Source organism: Streptococcus sp. SM3 (assembly GCF_027497875.1).
Genome location: NZ_JAJNSA010000058.1, coordinates 1 through 15,228, shown reverse-complemented (window position 1 = coordinate 15,228; position 15,228 = coordinate 1). Strand labels below are relative to the sequence as shown.

Sequence of the window (15,228 nt, the reverse complement as noted above, 5' to 3'; positions counted from 1 at the left end):
GAACATGGAAGGAAATGTGAACTGGATTCCGATTGGGATTCTAGGATTGATGGTGGTAATTTGGGCAACCAAATTTCTGACGGCCATCCGCCTCAAGCAAAAGCTGAAAAAAGCTTGGGATGGAGCGCCTTTCTTTCGTAAGAAAGACACGGAAGAAAGTTTGATAGACAGTCTGTCTTATCCAGCTAAGGGAAGGACGATCGATAGCCAAGTGGATGATCAGACTTGGCATGATTTGGCTTTGGATGCGGTCTTTGATCAGCTCAATTACACCCAATCGAGCCTTGGGGCAGAAGCTCTCTATCAAAAAATGCGCCTGCTGGAATTCCAGCCTCAGGATCAACTTCATGACTTAGAAGCCTTCTTTGAAGAGCATCCGGATTTGCGGCTCAAGGTCCAGGTCATTTTCAACCAACTGGGCAAGAAGAACCACAACATGGCGCGTAGCATTGTTGCAAAACCTGGCAAGCATTATGCAGGTTTGCCCCTCTATATAGCCTTGGCCTGTCTTCCAATCCTCTGTCTCTTTGCCATTCCCTTTGAGCCCGTTGGGGCGATGACCCTCTTGGTGATCAGTGTGGTCTTTAATATCGTCTTTTCAAGTTTGCGCAATTGGTCTAATAAAATCCGTCTGGACAATGTTAGCTATCTGGTCCGCATCTTTGCTTCGGCAGAACGCTTGAGCCATCTAGCCTTGCCACAACGAGAAGAACTCAAGCAAGCGGTCAAACCCTTTAAGAAAACGCGGATCCTTGCCAGTGTCTCGCAGAGTCCAACGGGGACTTCTGAGATGGAAATTATTCTCCTCTACCTCAATGTCCTCTTTTTACTCCCGCAGATCGCCCAGGTTTATATTTACAATCAGGTGAAGGCACATCAAAAAGAGGCCCAGAAGCTTCTGGATCTGCTAGGGGAGATGGAAGTTGCTATTAGTCTCTTGCGCCACAAACGAGACCTAGAAGTAGTCTGTCAGCCAGTCTTTACAGAGACGGGTGGGATTGAAGGTGAGACGCTCTATCATCCCTTGCTGTCCAATCCGATTGCAAATGATGTGCATTTTCAAAAAAATATGGTCATCAGTGGGGACAATGCGTCTGGAAAATCGACCTATTTGAAGACCGTCGCTATCAATGCTATTCTGGCTCAAGGGCTGGGCTTTGCCTATGGAGAAACCTTGGCCTTGCCTTACGGTCATGTCCTAACGGCTATGGATGTAAGCGATGATATTGAAGTTGGAGATAGCTATTTTATCACCGAAAGTAAAGCTATTTTGCGTATGATTCAGCACCTCAAAGATCCAGGTTTTCACTACTTCTTTATTGACGAGCTCTTTAAGGGGACCAATACGATCGAGCGGATCGGATCAGGCCTTGGGATTGTCCGCTGGTTAGCTGCCCAAAACTGTCTCTACATGATTTCCAGTCATGATATTGAGCTTGTCGCAGCCTCTGGTGAGGTCAATGATAATTACCATTTTGACAGTCGCTATGTGGATGGCAAGATCGTCTTTGACTACCAGATCAAGCCAGGGTCAGCCGTGACCAAGAATGCGGTCAATACTCTAGAAAGCTTACATTATCCAGAGGAGATTACGCAAACAGCCAAGGACTTGATTGACCAGTATGAAGAGACGGGACACTGGTCTTTGAAAGAAATTGAAAAAGAATGAAAAATGAACGAAGGAGTTTGTAAATGATCGGTTTAGGGACCTTCTATAATGCCTTAGGGGTCTTATTTGGTGGGCTTTTAGGATTGCTCATCGGTCAACGTTTGTCAGAAGATTTTCATGAGACCCTTCTGAAAGTGACAGGAGTTGCTGTTTTTGTCTTGGGCATCGCAGGGACCTTGGAAAAGATGCTGGTGGTGCATGGAAGTCATGTGGAGAGTCACGGCAGTATGATGTTGATTCTGAGTCTAGTAATCGGGACCGTTATCGGGGAACTCTTGAAGATTGAGGAGGGTTTTGAGCGCCTGGGAACCTGGCTGAAGGAAAAGACGGGCAACCAAGGCGATTCCAGCTTTGTTGATGCCTTTATGACCACGGCCTTGACCATTTGTATCGGGGCTATGGCGGTAGTCGGAGCAGTCCAGGATGGCTTGACAGGCGACACTTCGACCTTGTTGGCTAAGGCTATTCTGGATATGGTCATCGTTTTGGTTTTGACCGTTTCAAAAGGAAAGGGTGCCATCTTTGCGGTGGTTCCACTTGTGATCTTTCAGGGGGCGATTACGCTTTTGGCCCATTTGATCGCACCAATCATGACCCCACAAGCGTTGTCGAATCTCTCACTGGTCGGCTCCAGCCTCATTCTCTGTGTTGGGATCAACCTCATCTGGGGCAAACGAATCAAGGTCGCCAATCTTCTTCCGGCAGTGCTGATTGCCATTATTTGGGCCTTTCTTGGGTGAAAAATAGAAGCTAACCGGTAAAGAATGATTAGCTTTTTTGCTTGTCCTTGTAGTCTTGTTAGAAAAATGAAGGTGCTCCCAAAAAGAGGGGCATTATCTTTTTGCAAATATGGGAATTCATTTATGGAAACCCTGATTTTTGGTATGATAGTCGTAATTTCGAATAGGGAGGTTGGAGTCACCATGAGTGATTTGAATCAGACAGTTGAGTTTATTAAAGAAATCGAAAAATTAAAGTCAGTAACAAGGTTTAATAGAACCCTTGATGGACGGTTTGAAAATAGTGCCGAGCATTCCTGGCAGGGTGCGATAGCTGCGATGGTTTTTCAAGATTATTATCCTGAAAAATTGAATATGGAAAAGGTCATGTTTCTGTTATTGATTCATGATTTAGGTGAGATTTATGCCGGAGATACTTGGGTGTTTGATGATGAAAAAAAGGTTCATGCTCATGATAGAGAGCTCGCATCTATAGAAAAAACAATGAGCCTCCTTCCAGAAGCAACCTATTTGAATATGAAAAATTCGTGGTTGGAGTTTGAAAATGGGCAGAGTCCTGAGGCAAGATATGCAAGAGTGATTGATGCATTGGTACCACTGATCAATCACTTGGAAGTGTCAGAAGTAAATTATAATCCCGATCATATCCGTTCAGAGATGGTATTAGAAAAGAAAAAATTTATAAAAAGTGAGTCCAAAGAGTTATGGAAACTGACGGAAGAGTTGGTTCAGGAAAGTGTAGAAAAGGGATTATATTTATGATATCACTTGGTCTTTAGTAGCAACTTTCAGACTAAAAGTAAACCACCTGTTTTCACGGATGGTTTTGACTTGCTTGATCTGTGGTATAATGGGAACAGATAGTTTGCACCCTATGAAAGGGAAAAGGTTAGATTGTATGATTAAGTTGATTGCAACAGATATGGATGGAACCTTATTAGATGAACGAGGAGAGGTGGACCTTCCGCGTCTGGAAAGGCTGTTGGACCACTTAGATCAAAAAGGGATTCGCTTTGTCATTGCGACGGGAAATGAAATCCATCGCATGCGCCAGCTCTTGGGTCCCTTGGTCAAGCGGGTGACCCTGGTCGTCGCCAACGGAGCTCGGATTTTTGAGAATGACCAGATGGTTCTAGGAAAATTCTGGGATCGGGAATTGGTGGAGGCGGTTCTTGCTTATTTTAAGGGCCGGGAAATTTCAGATCAGTTGGTTGTATCAGCTGTCAATGGTGGCTTTGTCAAGGAAGGCACGGTCTTTACAGAAGTTGAAAAATTCATGCAGCCGGAAGTGATTGAAGCCTTGTACAAGCGAATGAAGTTTGTTCCGGAATTGACAGCCGATTTGTTTGACCAGGTGCTTAAAATGAGCTTGGTGGTTGGCTTGGATCGTCTTGATCAAGTGAGTCGGGAAGTCCAACAGGCTTTTGGAGATCAGCTCATGGCGGTTTCGAGCGGTTTTGGGAGCATGGATCTCTTACAAGCAGGTATTCACAAGGCTTGGGGACTGGCTCAATTAATGGAGAAATGGCAGCTCGATGCTAGTCAGGTCATGGCCTTTGGGGATAGCGGAAACGACATCGAAATGCTTGAAATGGCTGGTCACTCCTATGCTGTGGCCAATGCAGAAGAAGCTGTCAAGGCTGTTGCCAAACACCTAGCGCCGAGCCATCAAGAAGGCGGTGTCTACCAAGTGATCGAAGAGTATCTAGGACTGACCCTCTGGGAACAAGTGAAAGGAAAGAAGTAGATGGCGGTACAACTGTTAGAAGACTGGCTCTTAAAGGAGCAGGAGAAAATTTTAACAACCTATCGGGAGCTCAATCAAGCCCCTCTGAAGGAGCCTGGTTTGATCTTTATCGGGGACTCTATCATGGAGTATTTTCCTATTCATGAACTATTACAAAGTCCTAAGCACATGGTCAATCGAGGAGTGCGAGGCTATAAGACGGATCTCCTTCGTAAGCATCTAGATGCCCATGTCTTTGGGACGACGGTGGATCAGATCTTTCTCTTGATCGGGACCAATGATATCGGAAAAGAAATTCCACAAAAGGAAACCTTAGACAATATAGAATCGGTCTTACAAGCAATCATGCGGGATTTTCCGCTGACCCACATCAACCTGATCTCGGTTTTACCGGTGAGTCAAGAAGAGCGCTACAAGCAAAAGGTCTATGTCCGGACCAATGAAAACATTCAGGCCCTCAATCAGGCCTATCAAGAATTGGCCCAAGCCTACCACCAGGTCAGCTATGTCGATGTGTATTCGTCTTTATTGGATGAAGTGGGGCAGTTAGCAGAAGCCTATACGACAGATGGCCTCCATCTAAGTGTGGCCGGGTATCGCATCCTAGCTCAAGCTTTGCAGGAGATAGTATAGAGATAAAAATAGGGAGTGAAAAAAGCCCAACTAGACAAATCTTCAAAGGAAGATTTGTTTTTTTTAAAACTTTTTGTTGACAAATGTAAATCTTAGGTGTAAAATAGCATCATAAGATTTACAAATGTAGATTTAGAAAGGAGAAGCCATGCAAATTTCCAATGCGGAATGGCGCATCATGAAGATTATCTGGATGGAAGGCAAGCAAACCAGCACGGATTTGATCGCCGTCTTGTCCGAGCGCTTTGACTGGTCGAAGTCGACCATCAAGACTCTCTTGACCCGCTTGGTGGAGAAAGGATGTTTGACTAGAGAAAAATCAGGCAAAGCCTTTGTTTACTCGGCTTTGTTGAAGCAGGACCAGGGTTTAGACTTGGTGGTTGAGGATGTGAAAGACAAGGTTTGCTCAAAAAGAATTGTCCAGGTGCTTGAAAACTTGATTCAGGAGAGTGACTTTACGCTTGCAGATCTTAATCAGCTGCAGCAGGTCCTCGAAGAAAAGAAAGCAGAGGCTGTCGAAACAGTCCCTTGCAATTGTATGTAATAGAAAGAAGGAAATTCCATGTTTGGATTGTTGATTAGTATTGTTTGTTTACTTTTGGTTGCTTTTATTGCTTGGTGGTTCTTTGCAGAGCATGAAAAGGTAAGCGGCCACGCTCGTCAGAAATCAGGTTATCAAGAAATTGAAGTCGAAGTCATGGGGGGCTATTCGCCTGAAACCATTGTCCTGAAAAAGAATGTTCCAGCTCGGATCATCTTTAATCGCAAGGATCCATCTTCATGTCTGGCTCAAGTGATCTTTCCAGATTTTGGCGTTCATGAAGATTTGCCTTTAGGTGAAAAACATGTCATTGAAATTACGCCAGAAAAAGCGGGCGAATATGGGTATTCATGTGGAATGAACATGATGCATGGTCACATGATTGTGGAATAAAGGAGTAGGTATGGTAGAAAAACAAAAAGCAGTTGTGGAAAACGGAGTGCAAAAGATCCGTATTACAGCAGAAAAAGGCTATAGTCCAAAGGAATTTCAACTTCAAAAAGGGATCCCTGCTGAAATCACCTTCCATCGGGTCAATCCTTCCGGCTGTTACAAGGAAATTTTATTTGAAGATCAGGGGATTTTAGAGCCTTTGGAAGTCGGTGTGGATAAGGTGATATCCTTTACCCCGACAGAAACAGGGGACTTCGAGTTTTCATGTGGAATGAAGATGCAAAAGGGTTCCTACACGGTTGTGGAAAAACGCCGTCGTGTCTTAGGTTTACTGGGTCGTTTTTGGATTACTAGTATCTTTACTCTTCCTTTATTGATCTTGATGATCGGGATGATGGCAGGATTTGTATCCCATTCAGTCAGTCGCTGGGGGACTTTTCTAGCGACAACGCCGATCATGTTGGTAGCAGGAGTTCCTTTTATCAAGAGTGCCTGGGCCTCATTTAAGAAGCACCATTCCAATATGGATACCTTGGTAGCTCTTGGAACCCTGGTAGCCTATGTCTATAGTGTATTTGCCCTTTTTACTGGTCAGCCAGTATACTTTGAGGCTGCGGGTTTTATCATCTTCTTTATCCTCTTAGGACAAATCTTTGAAGAACGGATGCGTAACAATGCCTCCGAGGCTGTGGAAAAGTTGTTGGATTTGCAGGCAAAAACGGCTCAAGTTCTCCGTGATGGGAACTATGTCGAGGTGGCGGCAGAAGATATCCAAATTGGTGACTTGATTCGGGTCCGTCCTGGGGAAAAGATCGCAGTTGATGGGACGATTGTAGAAGGAAGTACGACCATTGATGAGTCGATGGTGACAGGTGAAAGCTTGCCTGTGGAAAAATCAGTTGGTGATGTAGTGATCGGCTCCACTATCAACAGCAATGGGACCATTCTCTTTAAGGCTGAAAAAGTCGGTAGTGAGACCCTCTTATCTCAAATTGTGGACTTTGTCAAAATGGCCCAATCCAGTCGTGCTCCTATTCAAGATTTGACGGATAAGATTTCAGGTATCTTTGTTCCAGTGGTGACGATTTTGGCCATTGCGACTTTCTGGGTTTGGTCCGTGCTTCTGGGCGCGTCGCTTCAAGAGGCCATGCTCTATGCAGTCTCTGTCCTCATTATTGCCTGTCCTTGTGCCCTTGGTTTAGCAACCCCAACAGCCCTGATGGTCGGAACCGGCCGTAGTGCCAAGATGGGGGTTCTGATTAAAAATGGAACAGTTCTTCAAGAAGTGCAAAAGATTCAAACTGTTGTGTTTGATAAGACAGGGACTATTACTATTGGTCAACCACTTGTAACCGATGTTGTAGGAGATGAAGCGCGTGTCTTGACACTGGCTGCTAGTCTTGAAACTTTTTCAGAACATCCACTAGCCCAAGCGGTGTTATCCCAAGCAGAAGAAAAAGGTTTGGTGTTATCCCCTGTGGAAAACTTCCAAGCGATTGAAGGAAAAGGGGTCCAAGGTCAGATCGACCAGCAGTTGGTGACCTTGGGAAATGGTAAACTTCATGACGGGACAGCGATGGATCCGGAGCTTGAAAAACGGATGGTAGAGTTGCAAGAGCAGGCCAAAACAGTGATCAGTTTGTCTGTGGATGGGCAAGTGATTGGCTTGATTGCCATTCAAGATGCTCCGAAGGCCAGCTCAAAAGAAGCGATCAAAAAGCTCAAAGAACGGGGCTTGAAAACGGTCATGTTAACGGGGGATAATGAACGGGTGGCCCAAGCTATTGCTAAGCAAGTGGGAATTGACACCGTCATTGCTGATGTCCTTCCTCAAGAAAAAGCTAGCGCCATCCAAAAACTGCAAGAAGCTAGCAAGGTCGCCTTTGTTGGAGATGGGATCAATGATGCTCCAGCTCTCTCGATCGCGGATGTGGGGATCGCTATGGGGTCTGGAACGGATATTGCGATCGAGTCCGGTGGCATCGTGCTCACGCAAAATGATTTGCTTGGCGTTGTGCGCGCCTTTGACATGAGTCAAAAGACCTTCCGCAGGATTTTACTCAATCTCTTCTGGGCCTCTATCTACAATCTCCTTGGGCTTCCAATTGCTGCTGGAGTCTTTGTAGGACTGGGATTGACCCTCAATCCAGAACTAGCAGGTCTTGCCATGGCCCTTAGTTCTTTGTCTGTTTTGATTAGCTCTCTGCTTCTCAATGTTGCGAAAATTGATTAAATGAAACAAAAAGAGAGTGGGACAGAAATCGGTAATTCGTTAGAATTCGATTTCGTCGTCTCACCTCCGCACAGTTGAGTAGGGCTGTAAAAGCTAATGAAATTAGCGTAGTAGAGCCTACTCAACCACTGCGTCTTGCTCGACAATCCAAAAACAGTTAAGAGGCTAGGACTTTTGTCCCAGCCTCTTTTTGTTCGATTTCCTACAGCTACAAGTATTAGAGGTGCATGCAAATTATAATAAAATATCCTATTCTACTATAGTTTGTGAATTTTTCTCAAAATCAGCATCTGTTATGTAATAGGGATTGAGCATCTCTGAGCAGATTCTTATACATGTGAATCTCTTTGTGATAAATTAATACTGTAATCGTTTTGTAAATCGTTTTCATGAGAAAAGTCAGAAAAAACTCATTTTCAAGGCGAGATGATCACAAAGATGAAGTAGAAGCGCTATGCTGCATTTTAAGGGATCAAAATAGAATTAAAGGAGAGTTAGAATGACTCAAGGGAAAATTACTGCATCTGCAGCAATGCTTAATGTATTGAAAACATGGGGCGTAGATACGATCTACGGTATCCCATCTGGAACACTTAGCTCACTTATGGACGCTTTGGCTGAAGACAAAGATATCCGTTTCTTGCAAGTTCGTCACGAAGAAACTGGTGCTCTTGCAGCGGTTATGCAAGCTAAATTTGGTGGCTCTATCGGGGTTGCAGTTGGTTCAGGTGGACCTGGTGCGACTCACTTGATCAACGGTGTTTACGATGCAGCTATGGATAACACTCCATTCCTTGCCATTCTTGGATCACGTCCAGTTAATGAATTGAACATGGATGCTTTTCAAGAATTGAACCAAAACCCAATGTACAACGGTATCGCTGTTTACAACAAACGTGTAGCTTACGCAGAACAATTGCCAAAAGTAATCGATGAAGCTTGCCGTGCTGCCGTTTCTAAAAAAGGTCCAGCCGTTGTTGAAATTCCAGTAAACTTTGGTTTCCAAGAAATCGACGAAAACTCATACTACGGATCAGGTTCTTATGAACGTCACTTTATCGCTCCTGCCTTGAACGAAGTGGAAATTGACAAAGCAGTTGAAATCTTGAACAATGCTGAACGTCCAGTGATCTACGCTGGTTTCGGTGGAGTTGGTGCGGGTGATGTCATCACTGAATTGTCACGCAAGATCAAAGCACCAATCATCACAACTGGTAAAAACTTTGAGGCCTTCGAATGGAACTACGAAGGATTGACAGGTTCTGCTTACCGTGTTGGTTGGAAACCAGCCAACGAAGTGGTCTTTGAAGCAGACACAGTTCTTTTCCTTGGTTCAAACTTCCCATTTGCTGAAGTATACGAAGCCTTCAAGAACACTGAAAAATTCATCCAAGTGGATATCGACCCTTACAAACTTGGTAAACGCCATGCCCTTGACGCTTCAATCCTTGGTGATGCAGGTCAAGCAGCGAAAGCAATCCTTGACAAAGTGAATCCAGTTGAATCTACTCCATGGTGGCGTGCAAACGTGAAGAACAACCAAAACTGGCGTGATTACATGAACAAACTCGAAGGTAAAACTGAGGGTGAATTGCAATTGTATCAAGTTTACAATGCAATCAACAAACATGCTGATCAAGATGCTATCTATTCAATCGACGTAGGTGACACTACTCAAACATCTACTCGTCACCTTCACATGACACCTAAGAACATGTGGCGTACATCTCCACTCTTTGCGACAATGGGGATCGCCCTTCCTGGTGGTATCGCTGCTAAGAAAGACAATCCAGATCGCCAAGTATGGAACATCATGGGTGACGGTGCATTCAACATGTGCTACCCAGACGTTATCACAAACGTTCAATACGACCTTCCAGTTATCAACGTTGTCTTCTCAAATGGTAAATATGCCTTCATCAAGGACAAATACGAAGACACAAACAAACACTTGTTTGGTTGTGACTTCCCTAATGCTGACTATGCGAAAATCGCTGAAGCTCAAGGAGCTATTGGATTTACAGTTGACCGTATCGAAGACATCGACGCAGTCGTTGCAGAAGCTGTTAAATTGAACAAAGAAGGTAAAACTGTTGTTATCGATGCTCACATCACTCCACATCGTCCACTTCCAGTAGAAGTACTTGAGTTGGATCCAAAACAACACTCAGAAGAAGCCATCAAAGCCTTCAAGGAAAAATACGAAGCTGAAGAGCTTGTACCATTCCGCCTCTTCTTGGAAGAAGAAGGGTTGCAATCACGCGCAATTAAATAATTCCTCTCATGGAAATTAAAAAGATCGGAGTCATCCGGTCTTTTTATGGAGATAGTAAATGAATTTAAATCAAATAGATATCATCGTTTCAAATGTTCCCCAAGTCTGTGCTGACTTGGAGCGTATTTTGGATAAAAAAGCCGATTATGTTGACGACAGTTTTGCTCAGTTCACGATTGGCAGTCATTGTCTCATGTTGTCTCAAAATCATTTGATTCCTTTGGAAGATTTTCAGTCAGGAATCATTCTTCATATCGAGGTTGAGGATGTAAATCAGAATTACCAACGTTTAAAAGAGATCGGTGTCGAGATTTTACACGGTCCTTGTGAAACGGATTGGGGAACAGAGTCCTTATTAGTTAAAGGTCCTGCTGGTCTAGTCATTGATTTTTATCGTATGAAATAGGATGCTTAGTCATTTGAAGTTAACCATAATGATTCTTAAAACAGAATATGAGAATATGAACTATTGAAAGATCGGAGCAATCCGGTCTTTTTAATATAAAGAAATTGCATATAAATAGTTGACAACGCTTTCCTAAAATCTTATAATAAAAATATAATAGCAAAAAATAAGACTGATGTGGAAAGGAGAAATATTTTTTAAACAGCTGTAGTAAGTGGATTTTCTTTTTTCATTGAAATTTGGGATTGAAATATCTCCATGAATAGATATTACGAGGAGAGACGGTATGCAAAAAAAGGACATTTATCTAATCTGTGTGACCATGATTATCTGTTCAATTATTATTGGTTTGATTGTAGGAAGTTTTATTTTGCACGGCCTTGAAGATATTGCTGCATTAATTGACCACGGTTTGATGACGATTAATCAATCCATTAATTCGATTAATCAATCCATTAATTGATAAAAGCAATTCATTTTTACATTTTAGGAATCAAACAGATCGGAGCAATTCGGTCTTTTTCTTATCCTCTTTCTTATCACAAGATTGTGATAGTTAACATTTTTATAACAAAATTATTACCCTCGTTCTTGTTTTTTAGCCATATATAAAAGTAAGCTCAGAGATATCATTACCCAGATAGTTCCAAACTTTTTGTCCTTTTTTAGTATAATAAAAGTAATAAATCATGTGAGGTAAAGTGATGACCGACAAACTTCAATTTCCAGATGGTTTCCTTTGGGGTGGAGCAACTGCTGCTAACCAGTGTGAGGGAGCTTATAATGAAGATGGCCGTGGCTTGGCTAATGTGGATGTGGTACCGATTGGGCCTGATCGTCATGCGATTATTACGGGTCAGAAAAAGATGTTCGACTTTGAAGAGGGCTATTTTTACCCGGCTAAAGAAGGCATTGATATGTACCATCGCTACAAGGAAGACATTACCCTCTTTGGGGAAATGGGCTTTAAAACCTATCGCTTGTCCATTGCCTGGTCTCGGATCTTCCCAAAAGGGGATGAACTGGAGCCAAACGAAGCGGGTCTCCAATTTTATGAAGATCTCTTTAAGGAGTGCCACAAGTACGGCATTGAACCCTTGGTGACCATTACCCACTTTGACTGTCCCATGCATTTGATTACTGAGTATGGTGGCTGGCGTAGTCGCAAGCTGTTGGAATACTACGAACGCCTCTGCCGGACCCTCTTCACTCGCTACAAGGGCTTGGTCAACTACTGGCTAACCTTTAATGAGATCAATATGATCCTCCATGCGCCTTTTATGGGAGCGGGTCTCTGCTTTGAAGAAGGGGAGAATGAGGAGCAAGTCAAATACCAGGCAGCTCACCATGAGTTGGTCGCTTCAGCCATTGCTACCAAGCTAGCCCATGAGATTGATCCTAACAATAAGGTCGGCTGTATGCTAGCAGCGGGTCAAAACTATCCGCATACCTGTGCTCCGCGGGATGTCTGGGCTGGTCTAGAAGAAGACCGTAAGAACTATTTCTTTATCGATGTGCAGGCGCGTGGGGAATACCCTAACTATGCCAAGAAAGAGTGGGAGCGTCAGGGAATCACGGTTGAGATGACGGAACAGGACCTTCAATTGTTGAAAGAACACACGGTAGACTTTATTTCCTTCTCCTACTATGCCAGTCGGGTCGCTTCAGGGGATCCAGCTGAAAGGGAGAAAACAGCGGGCAATATCTTTGCCTCTTTGAAGAACCCCTATCTAGAAAGCTCGGAATGGGGTTGGCAGATTGACCCTCTTGGTCTTCGCATTACGTTGAACACCATCTGGGATCGTTATCAAAAACCCATGTTTATTGTAGAAAATGGACTAGGCGCCGTTGATACCCCGAATGAAGCCGGGGAGATTGAGGATGACTACCGGATTGACTACCTGGCTGCTCATATCAAGGCCATGCGGGATGCCATCCATGAAGATGGCGTTGCCCTCTGGGGCTATACGACTTGGGGCTGTATTGACCTGGTCTCTGCCGGGACTGGAGAAATGAAGAAGCGCTACGGCTTTATCTATGTCGATCGGGACAACGAAGGCAAGGGAAGCTTGGAGCGCTCACGTAAGAAATCCTTCTATTGGTACAAAGAAGTCATTGCGACCAATGGGGCTTCTGTTGAATAAAAGTTTTCGGTACTTCCTGGCCGACTCTCTCCTATAAACGGAAAAGCTTAGAATCCCAATTTCAAGCTGGGGTCCTAAGCTTTTTGTATGTAGTTAAGCCAAGTCATTACGGATTTACTGGTCGTAATCTAAGACATTGTTTTCGATGACAAACTTAGATTCAGCGGAAATGTTGGCTGCTCCTAGTTGCAACTGTGAACTTCCGTCTGGCTTCATGATGTGCCACTGACCGTCCTTGTGGGCAAAGATGGCCTCAAATGTGACGTTATTGCTCTTGTCTCGAATGGGTAGAACAAATGCTTGATCTGTATTCTCTAAAAGGATTTCTTCCTTTTTTCCAAAGTTATAGATATAAAATTGCCCAGCTCTTTGCCCCAAACCATGAAGTTCATCGACTTTTTGCCAGTTCTCAAATTTTGTCCGAACAAGGGATTCATTATAAATCTTGTTGAAGGTTTCGTTGCGTTTCTTCGTTTCTTCCTCGTCTAGTGTTTTCTGAAACTCTGCAACCTTTTTAGTCGTTTGAATGGTTTGTCTGTTTTGCTCCCTGATTTGCTGGCGGTGGATGACTCGCATCATTCTTGCAGCAACGCCCAGGATGACAAGGATGGATACAAGACTGATTTTAGTTTTAGCATTATTTTTCATAGATGAGTCTCCCTATTGTGTCATTGGTCCTATTATACCCTTTGAAAGAAAGGATCGTCAAGTTCATCTTGTGATGACCTAACATGCAGATCTACCTGGGGACAATAGAATTTTATCAGATTTTCATTGACGAAGGTCCCTTTATTTGATAGGCTAGGGGAATAGAACTGATTTCGCAAGAAAAGAAAAAAGGAGTGAGGCAAGTGGCACGGATTTTATTAATCGAGGATAATAATGATATCCAAGAAATTTTATACAGTCTCTTAAGTGAAGACCATGAGGTCCTTCAGGCTTTTTCAGGTACAGAAGGGCTGCGACTCTTCCAGCAAGAAGCTGTTGATTTGGTCCTTCTGGATATCATGCTTCCAGGGAAGAATGGGGATCAGGTCCTTGAGGAGATCCGTTTGCAGAGTCAGGTGCCAGTCATCATGATGACGGCTCTGGGAGACAAACACCTCATTAGCCAGTATCTCCTTGCAGGTGCCAATGATTATATTGTCAAGCCCTTTAATCTGGACGAAGTGGCCGCTCGGGTGACGGTGCAGTTGCGAAATCAACCAACGGTAGCACAGGAACCTCAAGCGTCGCAAAAGCTATCCTTTAAGAATTTGGTCTTAAATCCAGAAACCTTTGAACTGGAGTCCGGCGAACAGACGCTTCGCTTGGGCAAAAAAGAATTTCAAATTTTTGAGACCTTGCTGGCGCATCCAAAGAAGATTTTTACCAAAGAAGAATTGTATGAAGCGGTCTGGGAAGAAGTCTATCTGCCTGGAGACAATACCCTCAATGCCCAATTGAGCAATCTCCGAAAGAAAATTGCCCAGCTCGATCCGGATGAGGACTATATTGAAACGGTCTGGGGCTTGGGTGTTCGCTTGAAAGGAGACAAGTAATGTGGGTTGTAGTTCTAATTCTTGTCGTCCTTGTCCTTTTCTTGGGCTTAGGCTATGCTCGCTTGCTTTCTGCTCTTAAAGATTTGCAGGAGCAGATTCAACAGAAGCTTCAAAGCGGGAGTGGGGTACGGCTGATCTCTCAGGTCTCAAAAAAAGAATTGGTCGCCTTGACTAAGCAGGTCAGTGATCTCTTTGACCAGATCGAGCGGACCAATCGGATTGCCTTTCAAGAGAAAAAGACCTTGGATATGGCCATCAGTAATATTGCTCATGATATTCGAACGCCTTTGACCATTGCATCGGGCTATACCCAACAAATCATCAAGGGTGGGACGCAGGAAGAAGAAAAGCTGAAGAAAATTGCTTCCAATCTTCAAGTCGTCTCAAAACGCCTGGAATCTCTCTTGGAATACAGACGCTTGATGGAGGGAGCTATTCAGCCTCGGATTTCAGACGTCGATCTCAGCCAAGTCCTGACCCAGCAGTTGTTCCAGTATTATGATAGCTTGTCTGAGGCGGGGATTGCCTTAGAGGTAGAGCTAGAAGAGCATCTTCATTATGCGACCGATCCGGAGCTTTGGGAGCGCCTCTTGCAAAATATGCTCAGCAATGTCCTCAAGCATGGAAAGGAGCAGGCGCGCTTGACCTTGACCTCGGATGCGGACACGATTCGGATCGAGCTGCGCAATATTGTGCAACAACCGATTCAGCACTTAGACCAATTGGCTAGTCGCTTCTACTCAGAAAATTTATCGGATACAGAAGAGTCTTCTGGTTTAGGGCTCTACATCATTCAAAATTTTGTAGAGATCTTGGGGGGCGACTTGCAATTGGCAACGGAGGCAGATTGGTTTGTTTTGACCATTACATTAAGAAAAAAGGCTTGACCACTCGTCAAGCCTTTTT

15 protein-coding genes are annotated in these 15,228 nt (G+C 43.9%); 14 read left to right on the top strand and 1 reads right to left on the bottom strand.

Features of this window, described 5'->3' with window-relative positions:
• Nucleotides 1-4: 4 nt before the first annotated feature.
• From PAN06_RS09090 to PAN06_RS09035, 12 genes are all read left to right on the top strand, one after another.
• On the top strand, nucleotides 5-1,669 hold the full coding sequence (locus tag PAN06_RS09090) for a hypothetical protein (RefSeq protein ID WP_269796136.1): 1,665 nt from the start codon (nucleotides 5-7) through the stop codon (nucleotides 1,667-1,669).
• Between the two features lie 23 nt (nucleotides 1,670-1,692).
• Nucleotides 1,693-2,409, top strand: a complete 717-nt coding sequence (locus tag PAN06_RS09085) for a DUF554 domain-containing protein (protein ID WP_269796135.1) — start codon at nucleotides 1,693-1,695, stop codon at nucleotides 2,407-2,409.
• A gap of 183 nt (nucleotides 2,410-2,592) precedes the next feature.
• Nucleotides 2,593-3,171 carry an HD domain-containing protein gene (locus PAN06_RS09080; RefSeq protein WP_049471920.1) on the top strand — a complete coding sequence of 193 codons (579 nt, stop codon included), beginning with the start codon at nucleotides 2,593-2,595 and terminating at the stop codon, nucleotides 3,169-3,171.
• 136 nt (nucleotides 3,172-3,307) lie between these two features.
• Entirely contained in the window at nucleotides 3,308-4,156 is an 849-nt protein-coding gene (locus PAN06_RS09075; RefSeq protein WP_269796134.1) for an HAD family hydrolase, read from the top strand.
• Entirely contained in the window at nucleotides 4,157-4,789 is a 633-nt protein-coding gene (locus PAN06_RS09070; RefSeq protein WP_269796133.1) for an SGNH/GDSL hydrolase family protein, read from the top strand.
• A 148-nt stretch (nucleotides 4,790-4,937) separates the two neighbouring features.
• Nucleotides 4,938-5,333, top strand: a complete 396-nt coding sequence (locus tag PAN06_RS09065; protein WP_003013309.1) for a CopY/TcrY family copper transport repressor — start codon at nucleotides 4,938-4,940, stop codon at nucleotides 5,331-5,333.
• 18 nt (nucleotides 5,334-5,351) lie between these two features.
• On the top strand, nucleotides 5,352-5,723 hold the full coding sequence (locus tag PAN06_RS09060; RefSeq protein ID WP_009731652.1) for a cupredoxin domain-containing protein: 372 nt from the start codon (nucleotides 5,352-5,354) through the stop codon (nucleotides 5,721-5,723).
• A 10-nt stretch (nucleotides 5,724-5,733) separates the two neighbouring features.
• Complete coding sequence (locus tag PAN06_RS09055; RefSeq protein WP_269796132.1) at nucleotides 5,734-7,956, top strand: heavy metal translocating P-type ATPase; 2,223 nt, start codon at nucleotides 5,734-5,736, stop codon at nucleotides 7,954-7,956.
• 499 nt (nucleotides 7,957-8,455) lie between these two features.
• On the top strand, nucleotides 8,456-10,231 hold the full coding sequence (gene spxB, locus PAN06_RS09050) for a pyruvate oxidase (RefSeq protein ID WP_269796131.1): 1,776 nt from the start codon (nucleotides 8,456-8,458) through the stop codon (nucleotides 10,229-10,231).
• 58 nt (nucleotides 10,232-10,289) lie between these two features.
• Nucleotides 10,290-10,637, top strand: coding sequence for a VOC family protein (locus tag PAN06_RS09045; RefSeq protein WP_269796130.1), 348 nt, complete (start codon nucleotides 10,290-10,292; stop codon nucleotides 10,635-10,637).
• Between the two features lie 286 nt (nucleotides 10,638-10,923).
• Entirely contained in the window at nucleotides 10,924-11,100 is a 177-nt protein-coding gene (locus tag PAN06_RS09040) for a hypothetical protein (RefSeq protein ID WP_269796129.1), read from the top strand.
• Nucleotides 11,101-11,341: 241 nt separating this feature from the next.
• A complete protein-coding gene (locus tag PAN06_RS09035) occupies nucleotides 11,342-12,781 on the top strand; it encodes a 6-phospho-beta-glucosidase (RefSeq protein WP_269796128.1) in 1,440 nt (479 codons plus the stop codon).
• Nucleotides 12,782-12,895: 114 nt separating this feature from the next.
• Here the strand turns inward: PAN06_RS09035 and PAN06_RS09030 are convergent, their stop codons facing one another.
• The gene (locus tag PAN06_RS09030; RefSeq protein WP_269796127.1) at nucleotides 12,896-13,429 is read right to left on the bottom strand and encodes a hypothetical protein; all 534 of its coding nucleotides are present in this window, start codon (nucleotides 13,427-13,429) and stop codon (nucleotides 12,896-12,898) included.
• A gap of 203 nt (nucleotides 13,430-13,632) precedes the next feature.
• Here PAN06_RS09030 and PAN06_RS09025 point away from each other — a divergent pair, with 203 nt between their 5' ends.
• On the top strand, nucleotides 13,633-14,322 hold the full coding sequence (locus PAN06_RS09025; protein ID WP_269796126.1) for a response regulator transcription factor: 690 nt from the start codon (nucleotides 13,633-13,635) through the stop codon (nucleotides 14,320-14,322).
• Nucleotides 14,322-15,209: a HAMP domain-containing sensor histidine kinase gene (locus tag PAN06_RS09020; protein WP_269796125.1), complete on the top strand. Its 888-nt coding sequence runs from the start codon at nucleotides 14,322-14,324 to the stop codon at nucleotides 15,207-15,209. Before PAN06_RS09025 ends, PAN06_RS09020 begins: the two co-directional genes overlap by 1 nt.
• Nucleotides 15,210-15,228: the final 19 nt, after the last annotated feature.